Source organism: Desulfovibrio sp. 7SRBS1 (genome assembly GCF_049723905.1).
Lineage (GTDB): Bacteria > Desulfobacterota > Desulfovibrionia > Desulfovibrionales > Desulfovibrionaceae.
In genome coordinates, this window is sequence record NZ_JBJKFD010000001.1 from 4,486,599 (window position 1) to 4,511,432 (window position 24,834).

Sequence of the window (24,834 nt, forward strand, 5' to 3'; positions counted from 1 at the left end):
TATGACCGTTTGGGACGTGATAGAGCGATTTGCCGGACCGGCCACACGGGCCTGGGCGCGTGAAGCCCGCGAAGAAAATCTGGGGCTGGCTGGTTTTATCCACGGGTATGTCTACACCCGCTGGCCGTATCTTTATATTCGCACGGCGCTTGGCAAACACGTGTTGTCCATTGTGTTTGTGCCTTTGTATCTGCTCTGGCAGGGGCTGCGCTATCTGGGCGCGCGGCTTGTGGGGCGCAATCCGGCCGAACTGGCCGATTTTGCCGACGGCTATCACGGCAAGGTGGTGCCTCTGGACAAGGCCAAAAAGCTCATCACCATCAATCGGGATATTCACATCGACGATCTGGAACAGGTTTTGCCCTATGCCTCGGCACGCAAGCTGGTTCTGGAACATGCCGCCGACCTGGTGGTTCTGGACTGTCCCTGCCGGGTGTCCAAAAAGGAGCACTGCACGCCCGTGGACGTCTGCCTCATTGTGGGGCAACCGTTCTCGGGCTTTGTGCTGGAGCACCATCCTGAGAAATCCCGCCGCATCACCACGGCCGAAGCCCTGGACATTCTGGAGCAGGAAAACAAACGCGGCCACGTCTCCCATGCTTTTTTCAAAGACGCCATGCTGGGGCGGTTTTATGCCATCTGCAACTGCTGCTCCTGCTGCTGCGGTGCCATGAAGGCCATGCGCAACGGCTTGCCCATGCTGGCACCCTCCGGCTACAGCGCCGTGGTGGATGCCGGGCTGTGCGTGGGCTGCGGCAAGTGCGCCAAGATCTGCCCCTTTGACGCCATTACCATGGGGCCGGACAATACGGCTCTGATTGGCGAGAGTTGCATGGGCTGCGGAGTTTGTACGCATTCCTGCGCCAAGGAGGCGTTGTCCCTGGTTGTGGACCCTGCAAAGGGGGTTCCGCTGGACGTGGACGCACTGACAGACTAAAGTCGTAAAAGCTCGACGCATCTCATGCTCGCATACTGATTTTTCGGAGAAAATACGAATGTTCGGCAAGACCCCCATAGATCCCAATCTCCTTGATGTCGTTAAAGAAGACGGTTGCTACCTTCTGGCTGTGGACGGCACTCCCCTGCGCACTCCGGCAGGCAACGAGGTCTCTCATCCCAGCCAGCGGCTCATGGAGCACATGCTGCGCGAAATAGCCCTGAGCGGGGGATTTTCCAGCGAAAGGCTCAACGCCTACACCCAATATTCCTTTACCCGGGATTGCTTTGCGAACGCGGACGACAAGACCGTGGAACGGTTTGAAGAAGTCGTGCAGGCCGATCCCATTCTGCGCCGCCGGATGTGCTGCACCCTGGACGCCAGCACCGAGAATCTCGATGCCGTCATGGACGTGCTCGACAATCATTCCGGGGCCATGATGTTTATGATGGGCGGTGTGGCCGCCATAATGAAAAGCATGAACCGTTTTTTTCAGGAACGGACCGAAGGCGGGGGACGGAGCATCCGCAATATGGAAGGCAGCGTCGCCTTTTGCCGGGAACTCTACGACGCGCTGACCGAAGACGAGCAGGCGGGTGTGAACCTGCTGCGCATGGTGCACCGTTCCGGCCTGCTGTTGCCGCTGCTGTTCATCTACGGCCGCATTACGGCCTCGGAATACGCCAATACGCTGTTCAGCCTGCATCTGCCCGGCGTGGCTGTGGACGAATGTCCCGTCACCTGGCCCGCCTCCTGGGGAGACGTCTGCGTTGCCGAATGTTTGCCCGACTGGCAGACGCCGGAGAAAAGTTTCGAACACTTGCGGCTGCAGGCCGCCGGGGTGCTGGAATATCTGGCCTGCTTCGAATCCATGGACAAACGGTTGGCCTCCATACGCGATCTGATCGACCTGGGCGAGAGTTACAACCTGGAATTCAAGTCCACCTTCCGCATCAACCTGCATACGGGCAAGCCCGACGCCCGCATCAACCATGCCGGCTGCAAGACCATTGCCGCGTTCCTCAATTCCGGCGGCGGCTCCCTGCTCATCGGCGTGCGCGACGACGGCACCATAGAGGGCATAGAATCTGATAATTTCGAGAATCAGGACCGCTTTTCCCTGCATTTCTGGTCCGTGGTGGAGACCCTGCTGGGGCTGGACAATTCCCCGTACATCAAGACGAGTTTCGAGACCCTGGACGGGCGTACCGTGTGCCAGGTGAAATGTTCCAAAAGCCCGCGTCCCGTGTTTTTGCGGCCTGCGGGAAAGCCCGAAGAATTTTACATCCGCATCGGTCCCAAAAGCGTGCAGCTCTCCATTGAAAAGGCCCTTACCTACATCGGCCACCGTTTCGAGGGGCGCTAGTGCATATTTATCTGGTTGGCGGTGCGGTACGCGACAAGCTGCTGGGCCGTCCGGTAAAGGATAGGGATTTCGGCGTGGTGGGGGCAACGGGCGAAGACTTCATGCAGCGTTATCCCTCGGCCAAGCCCGTGGGCAGACTGGGGCTTACTTACATTTACAAGGGCGAAGAATATACTCTTTCCCGCGCCGCGACCATGCTGGAAGATTTGCAGACCCGCGACCTGACCGTCAATGCCCTGGCCGAGGACGAGGCCGGAAAGATCATAGGCCCGCCCGGCGCCCTGGACGACCTGCACGCCGGAATTCTGCGTCCTGTGGCCTGCGAAAATTTTCATACCGACCCGCACCGCGTACTCCGGGCCGCACGGTTTGCCGCTTCCTTCCCAGACTGGAACGTTGCGGACGAGCTTTCAGCCTGCATGCGCCAGGTGGCGGCAGCCGGACTGCTGGCCGAGATTGCCCCAGAAAGGGTGGGGCTGGAGTTGGTGAAGGCCTGCTCCTGCCCGGCGCCCGGCCGGTTCTTTCGGCTGCTGTGCGCAAACAATTGTCTGGAACCGTGGTTCGGCGCGTTCGCAACGTCCAACGAGGGCGACACTGCACGAGACGCCAAGCGCCATTTCGACTGGATGGACGCGGCGGCAGGCGGTGAAAAGTCGGAGACTTCACACCGGGCGGCCTGGCTGGTCGTCTGCGCCGGGCTGGACCCGGAACATGCCGAGGCCGAGGCCCGCCGCATCAAGCTTTCCCTGGACTACATCCGGGCTGCCGTTTTTGCCTCGCGCTGGCTGAAAAAGGCCTGCAAGACTGCGGACCCGCAGTGGACATTCCCGCAACTGACGTCTGCCCAGCGGGTGGACATGCTTTTGCACATGGACCGCCTCGGTTTGGTTCCGGCTTTTGCCCGAGCCGTGAGTGCCGGAATCGGTCCGGACAGGGTGGACGAGGCCGCACTCCTGGAGCGGTTGGAACAGGACGCCGCCAGGGTGCGCGAAGTGCACCTGCCCAAATCGGCCCGCGGACTGGGACCGGAATCGGGCAAAGTGTTGCTGGAGATGCGAATTGCCGCCCTTGAGGGAGCGCCCGAATAGGGCGGGGTAAATAGGTCAGCTTTCTTGCCCGGCCCTGCAAAACCGAGTAGTCTGAAAATATGAATCAGCCCGTCCTGTCCATCCGCGATCTGCACACCCAATTTCATACTTCACGCGGCGTTGCCCAGGCGGTCAACGGCGTCAGCCTCGATATCGGCACCGGCGAGATGGTCGCCCTGGTTGGCGAGTCGGGCTGCGGCAAGACCATGGTGGCACTCTCCGTCATGGGGCTGGTGCCTTCGCCGCCGGGGCTTATCGCCTCCGGCGAGATACTTTTCAAGGGGCGCGATCTGGTGGGCATGAGCGAACACGATCTGCGTTCCGTGCGTGGCAATCACATCGGCATGGTCTTTCAGGAGCCCATGACCTCGCTCAACCCGGTATTCCGCATTGGCGAGCAGATTGCCGAGGTCCTGCGCCTGCACAAGGGCATGAACCGCAAACAGGCTCTGGAAGCGGCGGCAAGGCACTTGAACGAGGTGGGCATACCAAGCCCGGTGGAACGGTTGCAAAGCTACCCGCATGAACTTTCCGGCGGCATGCGCCAGCGGGTGATGATTGCCATGGCCCTGGCCTGCGGACCCGAACTGCTGCTGGCGGACGAGCCTACCACTGCTTTGGATGTAACCATCCAGGCGCAGATTATGGGGCTTTTGGACAACTTGCGGCGCAAGCACGGCCTGTCCGTATTACTCATCACCCACGACCTGGGCGTGGTGGCCGGAACCTGTGACCGGGCCGCCATCATGTACGCCGGAAATATTGTGGAACGGGCCGACGTGGTTTCGCTTTTTCATGAACCGCTGCATCCGTACACGCGGGGATTGCTGGCGTCCGTTCCCCGGCTGGACGATCCGGAACGGCGGCTTGCCTCCATACCGGGCACTGTGCCCAGCCTGCTGCAATTGCCTTCGGGCTGCCGTTTCCATCCCCGCTGTTCCCAGGCCATGGATATCTGCCGGGAAAAGACGCCTCCGGAATTCGAACTTGGTCCCGGACGGCGGGTCGCCTGCTGGTTGCACGGGAAATAGCCATGGAAAATCTGGAAATACGCGACATCAAAAAACACTACATGGTCGGCGGTGGTCTTTTGGGCGGTGGGCAGTCCAAGGTGCGGGCCGTGGACGGCGTGAGCCTGCACATAGAGCCGGGCGAGACCCTGGGGCTGGTGGGCGAATCGGGCTGCGGCAAGTCCACCCTGGGGCGGCTGGTGCTGGGGCTGGAAAAGCCCACCGCAGGCGACGTGCTGCTGGGGGGCGAATCGATTTTTACAGGCAATCCAAGGGCCTTTCGCCGCCGGGTACAGATGATTTTTCAGGACCCTTTTTCCTCGCTCAATCCGCGCAAGTCCGTAGGCTCCATCATTGCCGAGCCCTTGGTCATCCATTCCGTTGGCAACCGTGCCTCGCGTCGGGAGCGGGTGGCCGAACTGCTGGGGCTTGTCGGCCTGCGGCCCGAACATGCCTCACGCTATCCGCACGAATTTTCCGGGGGCCAGCGACAGCGTATCGCCATTGCCCGCAGTCTGGCCCTGCAGCCGGAGTTCATTGTCTGCGACGAACCCGTCTCCGCCCTGGATGTCTCGGTGCAGGCCCAGGTCATCAACCTTTTGGCCGATCTGCGAACCCGCATGAATCTGGCATACCTGTTCATTTCCCACGACCTTTCCGTGGTTGCCAGTGTCAGCACCAGGGTAGCGGTCATGTATCTGGGGCGCATCGTGGAGGTCGGTCCGCGCCAGGATATCTTCACCTCTCCCGGGCATCCCTACACGCAGGCCCTGCTGCACAGCGTGCCGGTGCCCGATCCTGCTGTGCGCAGTGAAAGCATAGCCCTCTCCGGGGACCTTCCCAGCCCGGTCAATCCGCCCACCGGCTGCCATTTCCATCCACGCTGTCCCAAAGCCATGCCAATTTGTTCCGAACGGGTTCCGGAACACCACCAACTTGGACCGGGCCATTGGGCCGCCTGCCATCTTCATGGTTCAGGCTGCTGACAAAGGCAGGATAGCGTCGTTGCCTCAAAAAAACTCAACCCCTCGCGTATCAGGAACTACGCGTCAGCCTTGAGTTTTTCTTACAACGGTGAGTCTTTCTGGGCTCTCGCACCTTTTTGAGCAGCCTGGAAGATGTAACTTTGTAATCACTCTGCGCCATCTTCATGGCTGCTTCTTTTTTTTGGGTTCGTGAAAACTATAATTGCATTGCGCTCTTCTGAATTGTTATTTCCATGTATAGAATAACAATTTGGAGTTGCGCTATGAAGTTCCTGCGGTTCAGTTCTTTCTGGCTCTCGTTCGTGTACGTTCTCGTGTTGGGGAGTTTGGCGTGTGCTGCGTCGGACGCATCGGATGAAACAGCGGGCGATCCCTTGTGCTCCCTGAAATATATGACCGAAGAATACCGGCCGTTCAGTTTTCGTGACGCCGGAGGCCGCGCTACCGGGCTGTCCGTCGAAGTGCTCCGGCTGGTGATGAAGGAACTCGGCTGCCCAGCCCCCGAGTTGACCTTTTATCCGTGGAGCATGGCCTACCGTATCTTGCTGGAACGTCCGGGGACCGTGCTTTTCAGCATTTCCAAGTCAAGGCACAGGATGAACCAATGCAAGTTTGCCGGCCCTATAGCGGAGATGAACTATGCCCTGGTTGCCCGCAAGGACGCGGGCATCCGTGTGAACAGCCTGAGGGATGTCGCCGGGCTGCGTGTGGGGGTGCGCCAGGATGGGTGGGCCGACGCATTTTTTCATTTCCATCTGCCTACGGTAAGTTTGGCCCGGAAACCGCGTATTGAATTTGCCGTCAACCATGTGCGCAAGGGAAATCTGGACCTTTTTGCCTATGCTGAACCTGGAGTACCGGCCCTGCTGCGCAGCATGCGTCTGGACCCAAAAGAGTACGAAGTCGTGTACGTGTTTGAACCTGTCTCGCCGTATTACGGGTTTCATAAGGAAACACCGGATGCCTATGTGGAGAGGTTTCAAAGGGCCTTGGATGTGGTAAAGACCCGCCCGGAATTTCAAGAACTCATCGAAAAATATCTGGAATAAATGGCGCCTCTTCCTTTGGGGGGAGTACGGTTTTCGTCTGTGCCTCCGGGATGCGGTTTTCCTTCCTGGCTGCAATCTGGTAGGTCTTGGGTGCGGTTTTCTGCTCCTCGCAATGTGGGGCTTTTTTTTGACACTTGCGTATGTTTCCTAAGCAGGAATCTGGCGCGTACCCTTGACTCCCGGCGCGTTGGCGGCCATAGTCACGCTTCCCAAAGTTATAGGCATGTGTGCCGCCAAGGAGCGACCATGAAAGATATTCGGAATGCGCCGAACGAAGTTTTGGACATCATGCAGTTCGAGCACTGGCTGCGGTTTTATTTTGTGGAAGAAGTGGACGGTAAGCTGGAGCTTCGTGTCCCGGACGAAGAGATGGAACGGATCAAAGACGAGCTGCCCGTGATGCACAGTCTGGTGGAATTGCTCAACAACCGGGAAATCACCCAGCAGCTATGCACGGAAACCGTGTGCAGCTTCATCGCCGCACGGCTGGACGGGCAAAAGTACCCCGAAGGCACCATCACCAAGGTCTTCGACGGCAAGAAGTTCAAGCTGGAAATGTATCTCTTCAGCCTTTGGAACCGGACGCACGAGGCCAAGCTGGACGAGGAATATCTTTTTTATCCCAGCTGGCAGAAGATGTTTGCCGAATGGAAAGAGACCGACGAGGTCAAACAGTACATCGCCAAACTGACCATCTCCGCACCCGGCCCCAAGACCACGCAGTAGAAGGCCCCGACAAGACGGTCCTGGCGTCTGCAACCGCCTTTGGGCGGATAAAAAATCCCCGGCATCACATTGCGCGATGCCGGGGTTTTTTTGTGTGTATTTGGGGGCGCTCAGCGGCTTAGCTGTTCAGGAAGGCCTGGAAAGCAAGCTTGACGGCGTAGATGTCGGCCTTGCTGGCCAGCTCGAAGGGGCTGTGCATGCCCAGAATGCCGGGGCCGAAGTCGATGATGTCCATGCCGTAGATGGCAAGTTCCTTGGCAACGGTTCCGCCGCCGCCTGCATCCACCTTGCCCAGTTCGGCCATCTGCCAGGGAATCTCGGCAGTGTCGAACAGGTTACGCAGCCAGCCCACGTATTCGGCATGGGCGTCGTTGGCCATGTATTTTCCGCCGTGGCCGGTGAACTTGCAGAACACCGGACCGTATCCCATCAGGGAGGAGTTCATTTTTTCGTGCAGATCCTGGAAGTCGGGGTCGATGGCCGCATGCACGTCTGCGGACAGGGCCTTGGAGGCCATGAACACCTTGGACAGGCGTACGCCCGGTTCCCAGGCGTCGATGAGGTCCTGCAGGCTGTATTCCAGGAACAGGGACTTGGCTCCGGTGGAGCCGTCCGAACCGATTTCTTCCTTGTCCCAGAAAATCACGATCTGGGTGTGTTCGGGCTGGTCGGCAGCCAGAAAGGCTTCCAAAGCGGTGTACACGCAGGACCTGTCGTCCTGGCCGTATCCGCCGATGAGCGAGCTGTCCAGACCCACAAAACGGGCCGGACCGGCAGGCACAACCTGCAGCTCGGCGCTGTACAGATCGTCTTCAGTAATGCCGTAGCGCTGGTTCAGCAGGGTAAGAACCTGCTTTTTCACCGGATCTTTGGCTTCTTTCTTTTCGCCTTTTTCGTCGGTCTCGGCTTTTTCCGGAGCATGGCCGATGATGATGTTCAGCTTTTCCCCTTCAAAGGCGTCGGATACCTTGGCCTCGTTCTGCTTGCGGGCCAGGTGGGGCAGCAGGTCGGCAATTGTGAAGACCGGATCGTTCGGGTCCTCGCCTATGCACACCGTGACGGAGGTGCCGTTCTTGAGCGCGATAAGGCCGTGCAGGGCCAACGGACGGCCCAGCCACTGGTACTTGCGGATGCCGCCGTAGTAGTGGGTTTTGGCAAGTCCCAGCCCCACGGTTTCGTAAAGCGGATGCTGCTTGAGGTCCAGGCGCGGGGTGTCGGCGTGGGCACCGGCCAGGCGGAAGCCTTCGGACAGCGGACGCTTGCCTTTGCGGGCCATGAAGATGGTCTTGTTGCGCATGACGCGATAGCAGGCGTCGGCCGAAAAGTCGGGCTTGAAGCCTGCGGCCTCGATGCGTTCAACCACCTTGGTTATGGTTTCGCGTTCGGTTTTGCATTCGGTAAGAAAGTCCACATAGCCTTTTGCCAATGCATCCATGGCGTCCAGGTGGGCTTGGTCCGTGTATACGTCCCAGCAGCTTTGGGGCTTGGATTCGAGCTGATTTTTCTTGTCGGACATATGATGTGTCTCCTTGATAGTTGCAATGGGAAAGATGTTCCCCGCCAATTTACAGGGGCTACGCGCCAGCTTGAGCAATGGCCTGGGCAAGAGCCTCGGCCGCTGGTTCGAATTCCTCGTGGGCCAGGGTGCGCGGGTCCAGGGCGAAGTGTTCGTCTTCTATGCGGCCCACCAGGGGCGGGGTGGTGGCAAGCAGGGCCTCCTTGAGCGCGTCCACGCTGCAGCCCATGGGCCGGATGCGGACCAGGGTGGTGGGCAGGTCGCGTTCCGGGAATGCTCCGCCGCCCACGCGGGATGCGCCGGGGCAGGTATCCACCTCGGCGGCCTTGCCCAGACGGTTGCGCAGCGTTTCGGCCAACTGCACGGCCTTGGCCTCCAATTCCTGCGCAGAGGCGGTTATCATGGCCAGGGTGGGCACCCGCAGCCGGGCTTCGTCAATGTCCAGATACAGGCGCATGGTGGCTTCCAGCGCCGCCAGGGTCATTTTGTCGATGCGCAGGGCCCGGTTGAGCGGGTTGCGTTTGATTTTTTCGATGATTTCCCGGCGGCCCACGATGATGCCCGCTTGCGGACCTCCCAGGACCTTGTCGCCGGAAAAGCTTACCACATCGGCGCCGCTGGCAACGGAGCGCTGCACCGTGGTTTCCTCGCCCATGCCCAGGTGCGCGAAGTCGAAGAAATTTCCACTGCCCAGGTCTTCGATAACCGGCAGGTTGTGCGCCCGTCCCAAGGGCACCAACTCGGAAAGGGTGACTTCCTTGGTAAAGCCCACCACCCGGAAGTTGGAGGTGTGCACCTTCATAAGCACGCCGGTCTCTTCGGTAATGGCGTTTTCATAATCGTGCAAATGGGTGCGGTTGGTGGTGCCGACCTCCACAAGGCGTGCACCGCTGCGGGCCATGACGTCGGGGATGCGGAACGATCCGCCTATTTCTATGAGTTCTCCGCGCGAAACAACGGCCTCGCGTCCGCTGGCCAGGGTGTCCAGCACGATGAGTACGGCCGCGGCATTGTTGTTGACCACCAGGGCGGCTTCCGCGCCGGTGATGCGGCAGAGGATGTCTTCCACATGGCTGTAGCGGCTGCCCCGCTTGCCCGTGCTCAGGTCGAATTCCAGGTTTGAGTAGTGCTGGCAGGCCTGCTGCACCGCTTCCATTGCCTCGGGTGCAAGCAGGGAGCGGCCCAGATTGGTGTGCACCACCACGCCCGTGGCGTTGAGCACGCGGGTGAAGCGGGGGCCTCCCTTGCGGCGCAGCAGGGCGTGCAGTCCGGCCATGAGGCGTTCCGGTTCCAGCTCTTCCGGGTCGGTCAGCAGGCCGTCGCGGATCGCTGCCCGCAGCGTGTCCAGATATTCCGTAACAAGGTCTTTGCGCAGGGGGCGCGGCACGGCGGGTGCCAGGGGATCGTCCTCCAGGGCGGACAACAGTCTGTCTGTGGAAGGCAGGTGGCGGAACAGCTGGGACAAGGGAGCATCTCCTTACGTACAGAGTGAACAATAAAAGTATTCTGCCCGTCCGAAAAGTAAACACCCAGAGGGCAGATTAAACGACGTTCTGCCGAAAAAAGACGAGAAAAACGAAAAAAACGGTCGGCTCGGGCTGCGCTGTAAGTCAGTCGCGGCCCTGCGCCGGGGAACCGAGGTACCGGGGATACGTTCTCATTCTTGCGGTGTCGTGTCCAGTTGGTCGGGCCACAGCCTGTAGAACTCGGATAACAGATAGAGCGAGCCGCAGACAAGGACCTTGCCGCCGGATTGGGCGGCCTTTTCCAGGGCCCGGGCCAGGCCGGGGGCGGTCTGTACCTGTCCGCCGATGTGGCGGGCCGTGACTTCCGGGTCGGCAGTGCGTTCGTGCGCGTCCATATAGGGCACGATGATGGGGCCGTGGGTCAGGCTGCGCACCAGCGGTCCCATGGTCTGCATGTCTTTGTCCTTGAGACAGGCGAAGACAATGGCGTCGGGATGAAAATTCATGGCTGGCAGGGCCTTTTGCAATGCGTACAGGGCGTGCGGATTGTGTGCGCCGTCTATGAGCAGATCCACGGGGTTGTTGGAAATGTGCAGGCCGCTGATGTGCTGCAACCGTCCGGGAATAAAGGCCGTGCCCAGGGCGCGAATTTCTTTGGTCGTGTCCGGGGCAATGTGCAGTCTGCGGGACAATTCGTTCCAGGCGGCCAGGGCAAGGCGGGCGTTGGTCTGCTGGTGCGGTCCGGCCAGGGACGGGCTGCTGTGTGCGGGCAGGGGGGGCAGGTCCGTGTGCAGCCGTGCCCCGCAGGTTGCGGCCCGTTGGCTGATGACGGCCGCGGCTTCGTCCACCTGCGGCGCACTGAAAACCGGCATGTCCTTGCGCATGGCTCCGGCCTTGTCCGTGGCGATTTCCGTAATGGTGTTGCCCAGCACGGCCTGATGGTCCAGCCCTATGGGGGTAAGGCACAGCAGGTCGCGGCGCATGGAGCAGACCGCGTCGTACGTGCCGCCCAGTCCGGCTTCCATGATGGCGGCGTCCACACCTGTTGTAGCGAACATCTGCACGGCCAGCACGGTGAGAAATTCAAAGTAGGTCAGGCCGAGGTCCTCGGTGGTATCCATAACAAGGTTGGCCTGTTCCACCCAAAAGGTCGGGGGGAGCATGTCGCGGCCTATGCGGATGCGCTCGCGGATGGTGATGAAATGGGGGGAGGTGTAGACTCCGGCCTTGGCCCCGTGCTCGGCGCACAGGGACGCAAGGAACGTGGTGGTGGAGCCTTTGCCGTTGGTTCCCACCATGTGGGCCACGGCGAAATTTGGATTGCGCAGTCCCAGGCGGTCCAGAGCCTTGTCCGTGCGTTCCAGGCCGAGGTCCATGTGAAAGAGGCCGCGTTTGTCCAGCCAATGCTGCAATTGTTCGAAAGATGTGAAGTGCGACATGATGGAATGGGAAGTATCCGAGGCGGCTGGGGTAGGCAAGCCATTTGAACGATACTCTTTTTCTTGACCACTTGCTGTGGTTTGTATAATGTCGCGTCCGCCAAAAAGGGTGCAGAGATTATGCGTCCTAAAAAAAGGTGCAAAGACGAGGCACCTTGGCATATGATGCACTTGTCCGTTGCTCAGAATCATTATTCAAAGTGGCGGATATGCCGAGGAGAGCCAATCTCCCGAAGCATTATTTACAATCCGTGCGCCAGTAGCTCAGTTGGATAGAGCAACGGCCTTCTAAGCCGTCGGCCGGGGGTTCGAATCCTCCCTGGCGCACCACTTTTCAAAAAAAGGGTTACGAAGAAATTCGTAACCCTTTTTGTTTTGGGTGCTTTTGGCAGACCCTGCCAAAGCGGCAACCCAGTCTCTTCCCACGAAACTATTTGGGTAACACGGTTACACGACACCCTCCACTAGGCCGCCCTCTGGTGCGCTAGCACCAGAACAGCGGCTCTCCGTTCGCGCTCGAAAGCCGCCTATTGCGTCCGCTTTTTTCTTTTCGTGTAAGAGCCGATGTAGATGCCAATCAAGGCAAGCCCGACGCCCGAGAGCTCCACCGGATTGACCGGCTTGCCGAAGAAGAGGATGTCCCAGAGGAAGGAGAGGGTCGGCTGAAGCAGCAGGAGGAGGCCGACCAGGGCGCCGCGCACAGTCTGGATGCCCCGGGTGACCAGGAACCAGCCCACGGCGTGGCAGATGAAGGCCAGGGCGGAGATGGCGGCCAGGGACTTGAGCGTGGGGATGACGAAGGACTGGCCCTCGGCCAGGGCCAGCCCACCCAGGATCAGGCCGCTGACCAGGGCCGCGGCCGAGGCCAGGACCAGGGCATCCACGCGGTCCTTGGACAGAGCGTATTTGAGCGAGAGCATGTACAGGGCGTAGAAGCAGGCAGTCACCAGCCCGTAGGACACGCCCAGCCGGTAGTCCGCGGAAAACCCGGACCAGCTTACACCGACCATGAGATAGAGCCCGCCCAGGGCCAGGAGGATGGCCGCGTACATGCGCGCGGGCATGCGTTCCTTGAAGAACAGAGCCGAGACCACGGCCAAGGGGATGACCTGGAAGTTGCCAAGCATGGTGGACAGTCCGGGCCCGACAAACGCGATGGAGCGATGCCAGAACACGAAGTCGCCTGCAAAGAACACGGCAGCCACGCACCCCCACTTGATAGTGTTCGGGGTGAACAGCTTGAGCTTGCCTGCGCGGGCCAGGACCAGGAGCATGGCCATCCCGCCGCCGGTCAAGCGGTAGAACCCGGTCACTTCCGGGGGCAGCCCGGCCAGGACCACCATGACCGAGGAAAAACTGATGAGCACCGCTCCGATCAGCAGTGCGTTCATGCGGCCACCACCTTGAGCCTGCGTCCCAGGGTGGTGTAGGTTTTCCTCTGAAGAAACGGGCAGGCAACCTCAAAATCGTCCCGTACCGAGGAATCGCTCACAACCTTCCAATGATTTCGGGTGGTGTGGTTGCAGCCTTCTATGGCTGCCCGAAGACCTGTAATTCGAAGAACCTTGGCGGTTCGTTGTTTGGCCATTACGGCAATTTCAAGTTCAATTCCAAAACGTCTGTCAGTCATCGTGGTGGCTCCTTCAATGCGTCGTCGGGGCACCATTGTTCCAAGGTCGGGACGAGTCAACAAAGAAATTTACAGATTGCATATTTCAGGCTGCTGACAAAGGCACGATAGCGTCGTTGTTTCAAAAAGCTCAAACCCTCGCGTATCTGAAAATACGCGTCGGTCTTGAGTTTTTTTGGCTCTCGCACCTTTTTGTGCAGCCTGCCAGATTGAATTTTGTACTCAATCTGGAATATGCAGAAGGATAGAGCCCGCAAGTGGCAGAACTCATGCCAGGCCCTGGAAAAGCCCTCCACCGTTATCTCAATGTAACTGTCAGATTTTTTCAAGCTGGGTGTCTGCTTACAGTGGGCTGCCGTATGCAATGAGCCCCAAGTATGCATGGTATGTAATGGCACAGGGGGGGAAGAAATCCGGCCAGAGGAAGGAGGTCCGGCCAGGGAGAGACGTAAGCAAGGTGTATCTGGTGTGCTGTCTCCGCAATGCGTCTCTGCATTTGTGGAGGACCACGTCCTAGCTGTGGCGTTGTTGTAAGGTCTTCATTGCTGCCTGTTGTTGGCGAGGTTCCCGGCCCTGAAGCAAAAAAACCGGGAGCCCCGCCAGTGAGGCGAAAAACTTTTTTCTGCCGGGCTGTTGGATATGCCCCCGGCTACAGGTTGCCGTCAGCCTACACGAGCTGTTGGAACAGGACCGGGTCGGGCCTGGGCAGTACAGTGGTACCAACCAGCAGTCCGCGCTCACGGGCGCATTCCTGTCCTGTGGCAACAGCCGCCTCTACAGCACCTACATCTCCGGTAAGAAGCACATACCCTTTGCCTCCAAGGCCTAGTGCCGTGCGGATTTCCAAAAGGTCCACGGCTGCGGCCTTGACCGCGGCATCGGCCGCCAGAATGGCCGAGGCGACGGAAAATGTTTCTATCACTCCCAGCGCTTTGCGCTGCGTGATCTGCGTGCAGGCGGACAGCGCAGCCACAACATCGGGGTGCACGTTGGGTATGGTGAAACAGTCCACAACCGCAGTGGTGTTGATCTGTTTCCCCGTGTCGACGGAGGATTTGACCGCGCCGATTTCGCCACTGACTCCGGCAATGAATTTACCGGGACAGATGGTTTTCAGGCAGAAAGGGGTTACGGCAGCGGTTTTGAGCATGGCATCCGCCGCTTCAATGCCGGTATGGATATTTGAAAATTCAATCAGGCCGATGGCTGTTAATTTATCCACGGGTAACCTCGGAATTTGTATTGCTGAATGCTATTGAACCGCTATGCGGACATGGCTGCCCACTTCCAGAACCTTGCCGCCGACGCTGGCGTGAATTTGGGCCCCAAGGGCCTTTTCCGGTATGGCGCCGATCAGATCCCCCTTGGCCACGGTATCGCCTACTGCGACCACGGGCTGGCTGGGTGCGCCGATATGCTGCCGGAGCGATATGTTGACCTCGGCCGGGGTAATGTCCCCTTTGAACGGGGTTTCCAGGCTCATGTAGTGCGAAATTCCGATTCTGCCCGCGAGCCGGGGTACGGGAATTTTTCTGTAATCCCGGAAGGCCGTCTTTTCCTCCACAATCTCCTTGGACCCTTCGTAGGCTATGGATTGCGCCCGGAGCTCCCGTTTTATGGCCTGGTTGATGCGCCGCGGCGCCATGCCCATGGGGCAGGCGTAGTGCTCGCAGGCTCCGCATTCGCTACAGATCATGGCCTTGGCCCCGGCTTCGGACAGTTCGTTGCCTGCGGCAAAAGCACGCATGATGGTGTGTGTCTGGAGGGGGTGGCCGATAAGCCCGCGAGGACAGATATCCGAACACGCCCTGCATTGGATGCAGGCGGACGCGGCCCTGCGGCGCACCACTTCCAGGGGAAGGGTGGCGTTGCGGTGCAGGTAGTGGCCTGCCGGAAGTACGATAAGGCCGCCGGTCGTCTTGGTGACTGTTTCGCTTGCCAGTCCGTCGAGCCCCTCGACAACGCGTCCCATCATGGGGCCGCCGATGATGAAAACGGGAGAGGCTGGCAGTGCGCCGCCACATTTTTCCAGACAGTCGACCATGGAGGTGCCCAGAGGAGCACGCACGACACCGGGAGTACCTACTTCGCCCGTAATGGTAAGTATCTTGTCCGTTATCGGTGCGGGCTTGCCATCCTGACTTTTTCCTTCCAAGGCGGCTCCCACATGGGCAAGCGTGCCCACATTGGCAACAATGGTGCTTACGGCAAGGGGTATTCCCAAAGGCGGAACACTGCGTCCGGTGACTTCCCGTACCAGAATCTGCTCGTCGCCTGCCGGATAGAAATCTTCCATGAGAAAAAGGTCCACGCCGTATCCTGACAATTCCGTGCCAAGGGCCGGGATGATGTCGGAATGCTTCTTTTTGATGGCCAAAAGCAGACGGGAAGCGCCAACCGCCTGTCCCAGGGCCTGCATTGCCCTGCCGATGCGGGAGGCGTCGTTCTTCATTATGAAATGGTCGGTGTGCAGAAGCGGTTCGCACTCGCACCCGTTGGCGATAATGGTGTCCACATCCGCATTGTATTTGACGTGGGCCGGAAAACCGGCGCCGCCTTCACCAACAATCCCGGCTGCCTTGATCAACTCTATGAATGAGTTTTTATCCATATGGGCGTTCCTTATTAAAACTTTCAATATATTGGGTAATACCCCGTCCATGCTCTGACGAACAACGAGGTAAATTTGCCCTGCGTATGTAAAATTTTGTCTTTTCCGCAGATGCGCGTTTGTGTGCGTGCATTACTTTTTTCGGTTTATGCGGCAGATGGGGTGTGAATGGAGAGGGATGATCTATTATAAAGGTATACGCCGATGGAAATGAAAGGGCGGGACCGTGCAATTCGGCCCCGCTTTTTTGTTTGCGGCGCAATCTGGTCAAATATTTCCCTTGGGTTGTCAATTTTCCCATCTGGTTGTCCTCGGTCCGCTTGATATTATCCGGACAAATTCAAAGAAGAGGACACAGCATGAACGGTTCCGATAGATTTTACGTAAAGCCCCAGATTTTGTCCGGACAGGACGCGCTGCGTTGGCTGGAAAACTACAGGGAACGCCGCATAGGTATAATTACGGATTCGTTTATGGTTTCGTCGGGCATGTTGGACATGGTTCTCAAATATCTGCCCGACAACCGTATTGAAATATTTTCCGGCGTGGTCCCCGATCCCACTATCGAGGTCGTCATCAACGGTACGGAAGCCCTTCGGGGGCTGCGCCCGGAAATCCTTTTGGCCGTTGGCGGCGGGTCCACCATAGATACCGCCAAGGCCATTTTGGCCTCGTTGCGCGAAATGCCGGATATGCCGGACATGACGCTGGTGGCTGTTCCCACCACCAGTGGTACGGGCTCCGAAGCCACGGAGTTCGCGGTGATTTCCGATACCGCCAAGGGCATCAAGATTCCGCTGCGCACCGAAACCATCATCCCGGATCTGGCCATCCTGGCGCCGGAGCTGGTGCAGAGCGTTCCCCCCAAAGTTACTGCCGATACCGGCATGGATGTCATCACCCACTGCATAGAGGCTTTTGTCTCGCTGCGGGCCACGGACTTTGCAGACGCCTTTGCGGAAAAGGCCCTTGTCATGTCCTTCAAGTGGTTGCCCCGCGCCTATGACGACGGCTCCTGCCTTATTGCCAGGGAAAAAATGCACAACGCCTCCTGCATGGCCGGAATGGCCTTCAATGTTGCAGGTCTCGGCCTCAACCACGGCATAGCCCATGCCGTGGGATCGGTGATGCACATGGCTCACGGCAGAATCAACGCCATGCTCCTGCCCCATGTCATCGAGTTCAACGCGGGTACGTCCGGAGATTACTCGGCCTCGGAGCTCAACGAGTTTGTCGCCAAACGCTATGCCCGGCTGGCCGAAAGGCTTGACTGCGGCGCGCCTGCCTTGCGGGCTGCCGTAAAGGGCCTAGCCGGTGCGGTGCGGCGTCTGAACTCCCGGCTCGGCATTCCGGCCACGCTGCGTGAGCAGGGGGTGGATATGGAGAAATTCGCAAACGAGGAGTCCCGGATGGTCCAGGCCGCGCTGGACGACATTACAACCACCTGCAACCGCAGGCAGCCCACGGCCCAGGATGTGGAAGACATCCTGACCAGGGTGGCAGGGTAATTTTTTACCATTACGTAGGACTATTTTGCGGTTCTCGCTTTGTATGAGGACAAATTATGCCAGTAGCCCGTCAGGACATTCCGAAGGGGCGGGGCGTAAATTCAAGCTGAAATAAATAGTTACAGGGGAAGAGCGGAGAGAGGCGGAATTTCCGGCCGAACCGTTCGAGTGGAAGATCCAATTGTCCCAGAAAACTCAGCAATGAGTCGGAGGTTGTCAATGCAACAAGAAGCACTGGGTATGGTGGAAACCAAAGGGTTGGTCGGCGCAATCGAAGCTGCCGATGCCATGGTCAAGTCCGCCAATGTTGTCTTGATTGGTTACGAGAAGATCGGTTCCGGTCTGGTTACCGTGATGGTTCGCGGCGACGTGGGAGCGGTCAAGGCATCTACCGATGCCGGTGCAGTGGCTGCGGAAAAAGTCGGCCAGCTCATTTCGGTCCATGTCATTCCGCGTCCGCATATGGAAGTGGAGAAGATTCTGCCCGTCGTGGCGGCAACTCCGGCTGGTAAATAACATCCCGCCCGGAACCGGAGGAAGATTACATGAACGAAGCAATGATTGAAAAAATCATGGGTGAGGTCATGCAGAAAATGGGCGGCGAAGGCGAGTCCAAGCCTTCCTGCAAGCCTGCTGCCTCAGCCGTTGCCGGTTGCTGCGGACTTACCGAATACGTCGGCACGGCCACCGGTAGAACCATCGGTTTGGTCATCCCCAATGTGGACCCGCTTATTCATGACCTGATGAAGATCGACAAGAAGTACCGCTCCATTGGCATTATCGGTGCCAGAACCGGTGCCGGACCTCAGATCTTCGCAGCTGACGAAGCGGTTAAGGCTACCAACAGTGAAGTAATTTCCATCGAACTCGCCAGGGACACCGAAGGCGGCGCCGGTCACGGCAGCTTGATCCTGTTCGGTGCGGCGGATGTGCCCGATGCCCGCAGGGCTGTCGAGGTTTCACTCAAGGAAGTGGAACGCACATTCGGCGATGTGTACGGCTCTCCCGCCGGCCACCTGGAATTTCAGTACACGGCTCGCGCAAGCGGTGCCCTGAACAAGGCCTTCGGCGCTCCCATCGGCCAGTCCTTCGGCATCACTGTTGGTGCTCCGGCGGCCATTGGTGTTGTTCTCGCCGATGTGGCGGCCAAGGCGGCGACAGTCAACGCCGTTGGCTACTCCTCTCCCGGAAATGGCGGAACCAGTTTCAGCAACGAGGTGATCTTCACCTTCTCCGGCGACTCCGGTGCTGTCAGGCAGGCCCTGATTGCCGCGCGGGAAGTCGGTCTCAAACTGCTGTCCACCATGGGTCCCGAAGAAATCAAGTCGACAACCACGCCTTACATCTAACGGGCGGCGTTGTGTTACCGCGGGGCCGCCGTCGATTTGTTGAGCAACGGCCAGCGTCGCATCAGGAGCAGAGATGTCTAAACAGAGCATAGGACTAATCGAAACGGTGGGCCTTGTCGCCGCTATCGAAGCTGCTGACGCCGCTGTGAAATCGGCCAACGTGGAGCTGATCGGTTACGAGTTGTCAAAAGGCGGCATGACTGTGGTCAAGGTCGGCGGGGACGTGGGAGCAGTAAACGCTGCAATTGCGGCTGCAGCGGCATCGGCATCCCGCGTGAATGGCATTGTTTCCATAAAGGTCATCCCCAGGCCGTCCGACAGCATAGCCCCTCTTATTGTCAACGAAGAAACCGTCGGGGCGGTTCCGCCCTCCGTTCAGGAGAAGGATGTTCCGCCTGTTTCCGGAAAGGACGATGCGTCCGTAGAGGACGCTGGTGAGGCTGATTCAGCGATCAGTAATGATGTCGAAACCGCTGAAGCAGTTTTGCCTCCCGATCCGGCACCCGAAGCCAAAGTGGAAGAATCCGCTGCAAAGGCTGAAAAAGCTCCCGAACCGTCGGTTGAAAAAAGCGCGCCTCCCAAGAAGGAAGCTTCGTCCTCCACAGCCCAAAAGGCAGCTCCCGCTGCTCCGGCAAAGGAAGAAGTTGCCAAGGAAGACGCTCCCGCTGCCGCGGCCGGAAAAGAAGCAAAGACCGCAAAGGACGTTTCGCCGTCCCCAGCACAAAAGCCTGCTCCGGCTGCTCCCGAAAAGAAAGACGCACCCATGAAGGATGCGGACAAACCCAAACCGGCTGCCAAAAGCGCTGACAAGAAGCCCGCTCCCCAAGAGGCTTCCGAAACGGCCAAGAAGACGGACGCGAAAAAAACGGTCCGGGCTTCAAAGCCGAAAACCCAGAGCTCCCGCAAGTCGAGTCGTAAAAAGAAATAAAGCGTGACGTTCCGGCATGTCCACGGGGCAGGCCGCCGTATGCGCACACAGGAGAAGAGTAATGAGCAACGAAGCACTTGGCATGATCGAGACACAGGGATTGGTTGGCTCCATCGAAGCTGCCGATGCCATGGTCAAGGCGGCCAACGTAGAACTGATCGGTTACGAGAAGATCGGCTCCGGTCTGGTTACCACTATGGTTCGCGGCGACGTCGGTGCAGTCAAGGCTGCCGTGGATGCCGGAGCCGTGGCTGCCGAGCAGGTGGGCACAGTGGTTTCCAAGCACGTAATCGCCCGGCCCCATAACGACGTTGAAAAAATTCTGCCCAAGAACAAATAGCCCGGCTTGTGGAAAGACAACGGTAGATTAAAGGCGAAAAAATGGACCTTGATCAGATAATTGTAAACGAATTTGCTTCCCAGATACTCGCTGAACTGCGTTCGGGAAATGGAACCGGCAGCAGCGTACCCGTGGAAGCCGTCACGTTCGCCCCTTGGGCGGCCGAGACGTCGCAACAGACGTCTGCATTGGTCCCCGTCGGCATATCGAACCGTCATGTCCATCTTTCCAGGTCGGATATGGACACCCTGTTCGGGCCGGGCTCCAGCCTGACCCGCCTCAAGGCCGTCAAACAGCCGGGACAGTTCGCCGCCAAGGAGACTGTAACGCTCCGCACTCCCAAGGGAGAACTGGCGAAAGTCCGGATTCTCGGGCCGCTGCGCAGTGAAACCCAGATCGAACTCTCCATTGCCGACAGCTTCAAGCTCGGTCTCACCCCTCCCATACGGATGTCGGGAGATCTGGAAGCCTCGCCGGGCATCGAGATCATCGGACCGTGCGGAAGCGTGACCAAGGAAAACGGCGTCATCATCGCCTGGCGGCACATCCATGCCGATCCTGCCACGGCCACCCTGATGGGCATTCGTGACGGGCAAAAGGTGGATGTCGAGATTCAAGGCGATCGGGGCGGAATTCTGTCCAACGTGGTGATGCGGGTGGTGGAGGATTCCATTCCCGAGATGCACGTGGACATCGAAGAAGCGAATGCTTTCAATCTTCATAACAGCGACTTGGTGAAAGTCCTGCTGCCGTAAGCTTATGAACTACGAACAGGCAAACAGCACACTCCGCGAGATCGCCCGTCTCATAGACGAGAAATCCTGCAATCCCTACGAGGGAGAGTTGAGGACCGGCGTGGATCTCGGCACCGCGAACATCGTCCTTGTCGTGGTCGACAAAGACGGCAATCTGGTTGCCGGAGCCTCCCAACCCTCAACGGTTGTGCGCGATGGAATCGTTGTGGACTACCTGGGCGCCGTGCGAACGGTGCGCCGGTTGAAGGACGAGCTGGAGGAGCGCCTTGGCGTATCTCTGGCAAATGCCGCCACAGCCATTCCGCCGGGAATTATTGCCGGAAACGTGAAGGTCATCAGCAATGTTGTGGAAGGGGCCGACTTCAATCTGACCAAGGTCATTGATGAACCCACGGCAGCTTCCCATGTGCTCGGCGTTCGGGACGGGGCCGTTGTCGATGTCGGCGGCGGCACCACCGGCATAAGCATTCTGAAGGACGGCGAAGTCGTCCTTACTGCGGACGAGCCGACAGGCGGAACGCATATGACGCTTGTTCTGGCCGGGGCGTACGGAGTTTCCGTGGAAGAAGCGGAAACCATGAAAAAAGATCCGGAAAAGGAACGCGAAGTCTTTCCGGTGATCCGGCCGGTGGCGGAAAAAATGGCCTCCATCGTCAAGAACTGCCTGGTCGGCCATGAGGTAGAGACCGTGCACCTTGTGGGCGGTGCCTGCACCTTCAGCGGGTTCGACGATGTTTTTAGCAAGGTTCTGGGGCTGGAAATTTGTAAGCCGGAGGAGCCGCTTCTGGTTACTCCGCTTGGAATCGCCCTCAATTGCAAAGGCGAAGCGCGGTAGGTGACGCATGGACCCTCGGGAACTTGAAGAAATCATAACGCGGGCGATCATCACGTATTTCGTGGACCGCATCATGGAAAGGCTGGCGGCCCGGAATCTGCTGCCAGCGGTGCAGCAGAGGGAGAGTGCGAGCTCCTGGAAAGCATCGGTTTCGGACAGCCGTCCTCCGCTGCAGAAAAGGAAAAAGCTCTTCAGCTGGGAAGACGCGGTGCAGTGCGGCCAAGGCCAGACTGTGCTTATCGACCCGGGAACCATTGTCTCGCCATTGGCGGCGGACGAACTGGCAAAACGCAACGTCGTTCTCATCAGGGAATAGGTAGCCACTATGTATCTTGGAAAAGTGATCGGAACGGTTGTTTCCACCAGCAAGGACGAAACCCTCAAAGGCAGCAAGATTCTTGTGGTGGCGCGGCTGGACGAAAAGCAGGCCCCGACCGGGGAGACGGAAATCGTCGTGGACTCGGTGGGCGCGGGCAGCGGAGAAATCGTCATCGTTTCCCAGGGCAGTGCCGCGCGCTTTTCCAAGGGAAGAACCAACACCGTTGTGGATGCCGCCGTGGTGGGCATCGTGGACACGGTGGAAATAGACGGGCTGGCCTGAACTCGCGGCGCAAGGGGATAGGAGATGGCAATTATTTCAGCGGATAAGGAACGGATGATCATAGAAACAGTCCATTCCGTTCTGGACGAATTTTCCGCCGGCCCAAGGCCTTTCAAACGGCTGAACCTGGAAGCGGCACAACGCATGGCCTCTGCCGCACATCAGGAAGCGGGCAGAATGGGAATCGCCGCGGTGATTTCCGTGGTGGACGAAAGCGGCACCCCCATCCTTCTGCACCGAATGGACGGCTCGCTGCTGGTGGGCGTGAAGCTGGCCGAAGACAAGGCCTACTCGGCAACAGCCCTGCAGAGGCCCACACATGAACTGGCTGAGGAGTGCCGTGCAGGAAAACCTCTTTTCGGACTTCAGTTTCAGGACAGAATCACCCTTGTGGGCGGCGGGTTTCCCTGCCGGATGAGCGGTCAGCTTGTCGGGGCTATCGGAGTCAGCGGCGGAACCGTGGAGCAGGACATACGGATAGCGTCATTCGCCCTTGAATCTTTATAAGAAGGAACAGCGTGATGAGTCAGACAGATCAGCAGATTACCAATATAGTTGAGAAAGTGCTGGGGGAATACAATCAGGCCCCCAAAAAGACTCCGGACCCCAGAACGGTACCCAGAGCCTGCTGGCAAAAAGCCCCGGTGGTGGAAAAGCCCCTGGTGGACGACGCCATGATTTCCAAGGCGGTTGCCCAGATTCTGGGCAGCGGTGAAAACACCTACTCGCCCCAGCCTGCCCCGGTCATTGACAACGACGCCTATGTCGCTTCCGGCGACGGAATTTTCGAGAGCATGGACCAGGCCGTGGAGGCCAGCGTTGTTGCTCAGCGCCAGTACCTGCTCTGTTCCATGGAAGACCGCGAACGCTTCGTCAACGGCATCCGCGAGGTTTTTCTGGAACCCGGCACCCTGGACCTCATCTCCCGCATGTCCGTGGATGAAACGGGCATGGGCCGCTACGACCACAAGGCGATCAAACTTCGTCTGGCCGCCGAAAAAACACCCGGAACCGAAGACCTCCGTACCGAAGCGCTTTCCGGCGACGGCGGCCTTACCCTTGAAGAACTTTCCCCCTATGGGGTCATAGGTGCCATCTCGCCGACCACAAACCCTGTGGAAACGCTTATCTGCAACTCCATAGGCATGCTGGCGGCAGGCAACTCCGTTGTTTTCAGCCCGCACCCACGCGCAACCAAGGTTTCCCACTTATCGATCAAGCTCATCAATGAAAAGCTGGCTCACCTGGGAGCGCCGGCTAATCTGGTCGTCACCGTGGCCAAGCCCTCCATCGAGAATACCAAGGCCATGATGTCTCACCCCAAGGTGCGCATGCTGGTAGCCACCGGTGGTCCTTCCATCGTGAAGACTGTTATGTCGTCCGGCAAAAAGGCTATCGGCGCGGGTGCGGGCAATCCTCCCGTTGTGGTGGACGAAACCGCGAACATCGAAAAGGCGGCCATAGACATCATCAACGGCTGCAGCTTCGACAACAACCTGCCCTGCATTGCAGAGAAGGAAATCATCGCCGTCGATGAGATCGCGGATTTCCTGATCTTCAATATGAAAAAGAACGGCGCCTATCTGGTGACCGATCAGACCGTGATCGAAAAGCTCCAGGAACTTGTTCTGAAAGAAAAGGGCGGCCCCAAGACCGAATTCGTGGGCAAGAGCGCTGCCTATATTTTGGAAAAGGTCGGCATCAAGGTCGACGATAGCGTCCGGGTCATCCTGATGGAAACACCCAAGGACCATCCCTTTGTCGTCGAGGAACTCATGATGCCCATCCTGCCCCTGGTCCGCGTGGCCAATGTGGACGACGCCATCGACCTCGCCATCGAGGTGGAGCACGGCAACCGCCACACGGCCATGATGCACTCCACCAACGTGCTCAAGCTGACCAAATTCGCCAAGCTCATTCAGACGACCATCTTCGTCAAGAACGGGCCTTCGTACGCCGGTATCGGCGCAGGCGGAGAAGGGTGCACCACGTTTACCATTGCCGGACCCACTGGCGAAGGTCTTACCACGGCCAAGTCGTTTGCGCGCCGCAGGCGTTGCTGCATGGTCGAATCGCTCAACATCCGCTAGCGGAAAGGCGAGTCAGGAGAGTTGGATATGAACAGGCACATCATCAATGCACCCGGCCCGGAAGTCCGGAAGATGCTCGAACGCAGGGTTCCTCAGGGAACACGCGCCCAGCTGCAGGGACTTTCCTACGATGCGGTGGGCCTTGTTCAGACCTCCATTGCCTCGCTTTTCTACTATGCCGATCTCGTAGACAAGGCGTCCGACGTGCTGGTGGCGGAAATCAATGGCTCTTGTCCGCAGCACATCACCACTCTGGCTTTTTTCGGCGAAACTGCATCGGTGGTAACCGCCATGCAGGCGATTGAAGCCGTGGAGGGGAAATAACGATGTTTGCGGCGCACACCCGTACCCGGACATGTTTGAAATATGCAGGGGGCCGTTTTTTGGCCCCGGATTGCCGTGAAGTGCAGGTCCTTGTTTCGGCGGACGTGTTTTACGGCACAAGCGGCAACGAGCCACACTGGCGAGTTGCCGGAGAGAACCGGCGGGAGGACTCATGTTGTCGCCGCAATCGACTGCTGCTCCTCCTTCCAACATCGTCGTAATTGAAAGTACGCCTTTTCCCGGAATAGGGGAGGCATCCCTCTTAAACGAGCAGGATTAT

26 protein-coding genes and 1 tRNA gene are annotated in these 24,834 nt (G+C 58.7%); 20 read left to right on the top strand and 7 right to left on the bottom strand.

The annotated features are described in order from the left end of the window. The first annotated feature begins 1 nt into the window (after position 1). The 7 genes from ACI0FJ_RS19770 to ACI0FJ_RS19800 all read left to right on the top strand — a co-directional run bounded on the left by ACI0FJ_RS19770 (position 2) and on the right by ACI0FJ_RS19800 (position 7,162). Positions 2 to 937, top strand: a complete 936-nt coding sequence (locus ACI0FJ_RS19770) for an ATP-binding protein (protein WP_424306324.1) — start codon at positions 2 to 4, stop codon at positions 935 to 937. A 58-nt stretch (positions 938 to 995) separates the two neighbouring features. Then, positions 996 to 2,303 (top strand): RNA-binding domain-containing protein, encoded by a 1,308-nt coding sequence (locus ACI0FJ_RS19775; protein ID WP_424306326.1) that lies wholly within the window; start codon positions 996 to 998, stop codon positions 2,301 to 2,303. Then, complete coding sequence (locus ACI0FJ_RS19780; protein ID WP_424306328.1) at positions 2,303 to 3,391, top strand: CCA tRNA nucleotidyltransferase; 1,089 nt, start codon at positions 2,303 to 2,305, stop codon at positions 3,389 to 3,391. Before ACI0FJ_RS19775 ends, ACI0FJ_RS19780 begins: the two co-directional genes overlap by 1 nt. 59 nt (positions 3,392 to 3,450) lie before the next feature. Further along, positions 3,451 to 4,422: an ABC transporter ATP-binding protein gene (locus ACI0FJ_RS19785; RefSeq protein ID WP_424306330.1), complete on the top strand. Its 972-nt coding sequence runs from the start codon at positions 3,451 to 3,453 to the stop codon at positions 4,420 to 4,422. A 2-nt stretch (positions 4,423 to 4,424) separates the two neighbouring features. Beyond that, the gene (locus ACI0FJ_RS19790) at positions 4,425 to 5,387 is read left to right on the top strand and encodes an ABC transporter ATP-binding protein (RefSeq protein WP_424306332.1); all 963 of its coding nucleotides are present in this window, start codon (positions 4,425 to 4,427) and stop codon (positions 5,385 to 5,387) included. A gap of 263 nt (positions 5,388 to 5,650) precedes the next feature. Then, positions 5,651 to 6,436: a substrate-binding periplasmic protein gene (locus ACI0FJ_RS19795; protein ID WP_424306334.1), complete on the top strand. Its 786-nt coding sequence runs from the start codon at positions 5,651 to 5,653 to the stop codon at positions 6,434 to 6,436. Between the two features lie 246 nt (positions 6,437 to 6,682). After that, positions 6,683 to 7,162, top strand: a complete 480-nt coding sequence (locus ACI0FJ_RS19800) for a hypothetical protein (RefSeq protein WP_424306335.1) — start codon at positions 6,683 to 6,685, stop codon at positions 7,160 to 7,162. Positions 7,163 to 7,280: 118 nt separating this feature from the next. Here ACI0FJ_RS19800 and ACI0FJ_RS19805 read toward each other — a convergent pair whose 3' ends face one another. From ACI0FJ_RS19805 to ACI0FJ_RS19815, 3 genes are all read right to left on the bottom strand, one after another. Then, positions 7,281 to 8,678: an aminopeptidase gene (locus tag ACI0FJ_RS19805; RefSeq protein ID WP_424306337.1), complete on the bottom strand. Its 1,398-nt coding sequence runs from the start codon at positions 8,676 to 8,678 to the stop codon at positions 7,281 to 7,283. 58 nt (positions 8,679 to 8,736) lie between these two features. Beyond that, a complete protein-coding gene (gene selA, locus ACI0FJ_RS19810; RefSeq protein WP_424306339.1) occupies positions 8,737 to 10,143 on the bottom strand; it encodes an L-seryl-tRNA(Sec) selenium transferase in 1,407 nt (468 codons plus the stop codon). Positions 10,144 to 10,335: 192 nt separating this feature from the next. Next, a complete protein-coding gene (locus ACI0FJ_RS19815; RefSeq protein ID WP_424306341.1) occupies positions 10,336 to 11,583 on the bottom strand; it encodes a bifunctional folylpolyglutamate synthase/dihydrofolate synthase in 1,248 nt (415 codons plus the stop codon). Between the two features lie 253 nt (positions 11,584 to 11,836). Between ACI0FJ_RS19815 and ACI0FJ_RS19820 the strand changes: the two genes are divergently transcribed. Then, positions 11,837 to 11,913, top strand: a tRNA-Arg gene (locus ACI0FJ_RS19820). Positions 11,914 to 12,110: 197 nt separating this feature from the next. Here ACI0FJ_RS19820 and ACI0FJ_RS19825 read toward each other — a convergent pair. The 4 genes from ACI0FJ_RS19825 to ACI0FJ_RS19840 form a co-directional block, all read right to left on the bottom strand. Next, complete coding sequence (locus ACI0FJ_RS19825; RefSeq protein ID WP_424306343.1) at positions 12,111 to 12,974, bottom strand: DMT family transporter; 864 nt, start codon at positions 12,972 to 12,974, stop codon at positions 12,111 to 12,113. Next, the gene (locus ACI0FJ_RS19830) at positions 12,971 to 13,213 is read right to left on the bottom strand and encodes an amidoligase family protein (protein WP_424306345.1); all 243 of its coding nucleotides are present in this window, start codon (positions 13,211 to 13,213) and stop codon (positions 12,971 to 12,973) included. Before ACI0FJ_RS19830 ends, ACI0FJ_RS19825 begins: the two co-directional genes overlap by 4 nt. A 667-nt stretch (positions 13,214 to 13,880) precedes the next feature. Further along, on the bottom strand, positions 13,881 to 14,435 hold the full coding sequence (locus ACI0FJ_RS19835) for a BMC domain-containing protein (protein ID WP_424306347.1): 555 nt from the start codon (positions 14,433 to 14,435) through the stop codon (positions 13,881 to 13,883). A 30-nt stretch (positions 14,436 to 14,465) separates the two neighbouring features. Next, positions 14,466 to 15,824 (bottom strand): 4Fe-4S dicluster domain-containing protein, encoded by a 1,359-nt coding sequence (locus ACI0FJ_RS19840; RefSeq protein ID WP_424306349.1) that lies wholly within the window; start codon positions 15,822 to 15,824, stop codon positions 14,466 to 14,468. 359 nt (positions 15,825 to 16,183) lie between these two features. Here ACI0FJ_RS19840 and ACI0FJ_RS19845 point away from each other — a divergent pair, with 359 nt between their 5' ends. From ACI0FJ_RS19845 to ACI0FJ_RS19900, 12 genes are all read left to right on the top strand, one after another. Further along, positions 16,184 to 17,332, top strand: coding sequence for a 1-propanol dehydrogenase PduQ (locus ACI0FJ_RS19845; RefSeq protein ID WP_424306351.1), 1,149 nt, complete (start codon positions 16,184 to 16,186; stop codon positions 17,330 to 17,332). A gap of 219 nt (positions 17,333 to 17,551) precedes the next feature. Beyond that, entirely contained in the window at positions 17,552 to 17,848 is a 297-nt protein-coding gene (pduA, locus tag ACI0FJ_RS19850; protein WP_424306353.1) for a propanediol utilization microcompartment protein PduA, read from the top strand. 29 nt (positions 17,849 to 17,877) lie between these two features. Beyond that, positions 17,878 to 18,681 (top strand): propanediol utilization microcompartment protein PduB, encoded by an 804-nt coding sequence (gene pduB / locus ACI0FJ_RS19855; protein ID WP_424306355.1) that lies wholly within the window; start codon positions 17,878 to 17,880, stop codon positions 18,679 to 18,681. A 73-nt stretch (positions 18,682 to 18,754) separates the two neighbouring features. Continuing rightward, complete coding sequence (locus ACI0FJ_RS19860; RefSeq protein ID WP_424306357.1) at positions 18,755 to 19,609, top strand: BMC domain-containing protein; 855 nt, start codon at positions 18,755 to 18,757, stop codon at positions 19,607 to 19,609. A gap of 61 nt (positions 19,610 to 19,670) precedes the next feature. Further along, a complete protein-coding gene (locus ACI0FJ_RS19865) occupies positions 19,671 to 19,949 on the top strand; it encodes a BMC domain-containing protein (RefSeq protein WP_424306359.1) in 279 nt (92 codons plus the stop codon). Between the two features lie 41 nt (positions 19,950 to 19,990). Then, entirely contained in the window at positions 19,991 to 20,704 is a 714-nt protein-coding gene (pduL, locus tag ACI0FJ_RS19870) for a phosphate propanoyltransferase (protein WP_424306361.1), read from the top strand. 4 nt (positions 20,705 to 20,708) lie between these two features. Continuing rightward, entirely contained in the window at positions 20,709 to 21,539 is an 831-nt protein-coding gene (gene eutJ, locus ACI0FJ_RS19875) for an ethanolamine utilization protein EutJ (protein WP_424306363.1), read from the top strand. 7 nt (positions 21,540 to 21,546) lie between these two features. After that, positions 21,547 to 21,855: a hypothetical protein gene (locus tag ACI0FJ_RS19880; protein WP_424306365.1), complete on the top strand. Its 309-nt coding sequence runs from the start codon at positions 21,547 to 21,549 to the stop codon at positions 21,853 to 21,855. A 9-nt stretch (positions 21,856 to 21,864) separates the two neighbouring features. After that, complete coding sequence (locus ACI0FJ_RS19885) at positions 21,865 to 22,140, top strand: EutN/CcmL family microcompartment protein (RefSeq protein ID WP_424306367.1); 276 nt, start codon at positions 21,865 to 21,867, stop codon at positions 22,138 to 22,140. A gap of 24 nt (positions 22,141 to 22,164) precedes the next feature. Further along, positions 22,165 to 22,647 carry a GlcG/HbpS family heme-binding protein gene (locus ACI0FJ_RS19890; protein ID WP_424306369.1) on the top strand — a complete coding sequence of 161 codons (483 nt, stop codon included), beginning with the start codon at positions 22,165 to 22,167 and terminating at the stop codon, positions 22,645 to 22,647. A 14-nt stretch (positions 22,648 to 22,661) separates the two neighbouring features. Further along, positions 22,662 to 24,230 carry an aldehyde dehydrogenase family protein gene (locus ACI0FJ_RS19895; protein ID WP_424306371.1) on the top strand — a complete coding sequence of 523 codons (1,569 nt, stop codon included), beginning with the start codon at positions 22,662 to 22,664 and terminating at the stop codon, positions 24,228 to 24,230. Positions 24,231 to 24,257: 27 nt separating this feature from the next. Beyond that, complete coding sequence (locus tag ACI0FJ_RS19900; RefSeq protein WP_424306373.1) at positions 24,258 to 24,554, top strand: BMC domain-containing protein; 297 nt, start codon at positions 24,258 to 24,260, stop codon at positions 24,552 to 24,554. The last annotated feature ends 280 nt before the right edge of the window (positions 24,555 to 24,834 follow it).

Excerpts from the sequence above, each read along its gene's own strand:
- ACI0FJ_RS19845 (WP_424306351.1), top strand. The coding sequence starts at position 16,184 with ATGAACGGTTCCGATAGATTTTACGTAAAGCCCCAGATTTTGTCCGGA.
- ACI0FJ_RS19770 (WP_424306324.1), top strand. The coding sequence starts at position 2 with ATGACCGTTTGGGACGTGATAGAGCGATTTGCCGGACCGGCCACACGG.
- ACI0FJ_RS19900 (WP_424306373.1), top strand. The coding sequence starts at position 24,258 with ATGAACAGGCACATCATCAATGCACCCGGCCCGGAAGTCCGGAAGATG.
- ACI0FJ_RS19885 (WP_424306367.1), top strand. The coding sequence starts at position 21,865 with ATGTATCTTGGAAAAGTGATCGGAACGGTTGTTTCCACCAGCAAGGAC.
- ACI0FJ_RS19880 (WP_424306365.1), top strand. The coding sequence starts at position 21,547 with ATGGACCCTCGGGAACTTGAAGAAATCATAACGCGGGCGATCATCACG.
- pduL (WP_424306361.1), top strand. The coding sequence starts at position 19,991 with ATGGACCTTGATCAGATAATTGTAAACGAATTTGCTTCCCAGATACTC.
- ACI0FJ_RS19805 (WP_424306337.1), bottom strand. The coding sequence starts at position 8,678 with ATGTCCGACAAGAAAAATCAGCTCGAATCCAAGCCCCAAAGCTGCTGG.
- ACI0FJ_RS19890 (WP_424306369.1), top strand. The coding sequence starts at position 22,165 with ATGGCAATTATTTCAGCGGATAAGGAACGGATGATCATAGAAACAGTC.
- ACI0FJ_RS19865 (WP_424306359.1), top strand. The coding sequence starts at position 19,671 with ATGAGCAACGAAGCACTTGGCATGATCGAGACACAGGGATTGGTTGGC.
- ACI0FJ_RS19785 (WP_424306330.1), top strand. The coding sequence starts at position 3,451 with ATGAATCAGCCCGTCCTGTCCATCCGCGATCTGCACACCCAATTTCAT.
- ACI0FJ_RS19825 (WP_424306343.1), bottom strand. The coding sequence starts at position 12,974 with ATGAACGCACTGCTGATCGGAGCGGTGCTCATCAGTTTTTCCTCGGTC.
- ACI0FJ_RS19800 (WP_424306335.1), top strand. The coding sequence starts at position 6,683 with ATGAAAGATATTCGGAATGCGCCGAACGAAGTTTTGGACATCATGCAG.
- ACI0FJ_RS19775 (WP_424306326.1), top strand. The coding sequence starts at position 996 with ATGTTCGGCAAGACCCCCATAGATCCCAATCTCCTTGATGTCGTTAAA.
- ACI0FJ_RS19895 (WP_424306371.1), top strand. The coding sequence starts at position 22,662 with ATGAGTCAGACAGATCAGCAGATTACCAATATAGTTGAGAAAGTGCTG.
- ACI0FJ_RS19795 (WP_424306334.1), top strand. The coding sequence starts at position 5,651 with ATGAAGTTCCTGCGGTTCAGTTCTTTCTGGCTCTCGTTCGTGTACGTT.
- ACI0FJ_RS19860 (WP_424306357.1), top strand. The coding sequence starts at position 18,755 with ATGTCTAAACAGAGCATAGGACTAATCGAAACGGTGGGCCTTGTCGCC.
- pduA (WP_424306353.1), top strand. The coding sequence starts at position 17,552 with ATGCAACAAGAAGCACTGGGTATGGTGGAAACCAAAGGGTTGGTCGGC.
- ACI0FJ_RS19830 (WP_424306345.1), bottom strand. The coding sequence starts at position 13,213 with ATGACTGACAGACGTTTTGGAATTGAACTTGAAATTGCCGTAATGGCC.
- pduB (WP_424306355.1), top strand. The coding sequence starts at position 17,878 with ATGAACGAAGCAATGATTGAAAAAATCATGGGTGAGGTCATGCAGAAA.
- ACI0FJ_RS19815 (WP_424306341.1), bottom strand. The coding sequence starts at position 11,583 with ATGTCGCACTTCACATCTTTCGAACAATTGCAGCATTGGCTGGACAAA.
- ACI0FJ_RS19790 (WP_424306332.1), top strand. The coding sequence starts at position 4,425 with ATGGAAAATCTGGAAATACGCGACATCAAAAAACACTACATGGTCGGC.
- eutJ (WP_424306363.1), top strand. The coding sequence starts at position 20,709 with ATGAACTACGAACAGGCAAACAGCACACTCCGCGAGATCGCCCGTCTC.
- ACI0FJ_RS19840 (WP_424306349.1), bottom strand. The coding sequence starts at position 15,824 with ATGGATAAAAACTCATTCATAGAGTTGATCAAGGCAGCCGGGATTGTT.